The organism is Parasphingorhabdus sp., from assembly GCF_036964675.1.
Classification (GTDB): Bacteria; Pseudomonadota; Alphaproteobacteria; order Sphingomonadales; family Sphingomonadaceae; genus Parasphingorhabdus.
In genome coordinates this window covers 1-671 of the sequence record NZ_JBALTF010000155.1, presented here as the reverse complement: position 1 = coordinate 671, position 671 = coordinate 1, and the positions used below count along the sequence as shown (strand labels likewise).

Genomic DNA, 671 nt, shown 5'->3' with positions numbered 1-671 from the left:
GGCGCAAAGGGCGTCACCTGTCTTGTCATCGAAAAAGACATGGAGGGCGTCAGCTTTGGCGCAAACGAGAAGAAGCTTGGCTGGCATTCACAGCCCACCGCTCAGGTGAATTTCGATAACGTCCGGGTGCCGATCGAAAACCGTGTTGGCGACGAGGGCGAAGGCTTTCGCATCGCCATGGCCGGTCTGGATGGTGGGCGTTTGAACATTGGTGCCTGTTCACTTGGCGGCGCGCAGCGCTGTCTCGACGAAGCGGTTAATTACACCAAGGACCGCAAGCAATTCGGCAAGGCGATCAGCGATTTCCAGAATACCCAATTCATGCTCGCCGATATGGCAACCGATCTGGAAGCCTCGAGGGCCTTGCTTTATCTGGCAGCCGCCAAGGTGACCGAAGGCGCGCCGGACAAGACGAAATTCGCGGCGATGGCCAAGCGGCTGGCGACCGACAATGGCAGCAAGATTGTTAACGACGCGCTGCAACTTTTTGGCGGCTATGGCTATTTGCAGGATTATCCCATCGAACGCTTTTGGCGCGATCTGCGGGTCCACAGCATTTTGGAGGGCACCAATCAGGTCATGCGGATGATCGTTTCGCGCGAACTGCTCCGGCAATAAGGTAAAATCATGACAGAAGATCTCATCATCAGAAAAACCGGGCGGGTTGGCCA

General features: G+C 56.2%; 1 protein-coding gene. It reads left to right on the top strand.

Translation table 11 applies throughout. The annotated features are described in order from the left end of the window. Positions 1 to 618: acyl-CoA dehydrogenase family protein (locus V7665_RS13685; protein WP_335665082.1), on the top strand; the 618-nt coding region annotated here is incomplete at its 5' end. Between the last annotated feature and the right edge of the window lie 53 nt (positions 619 to 671).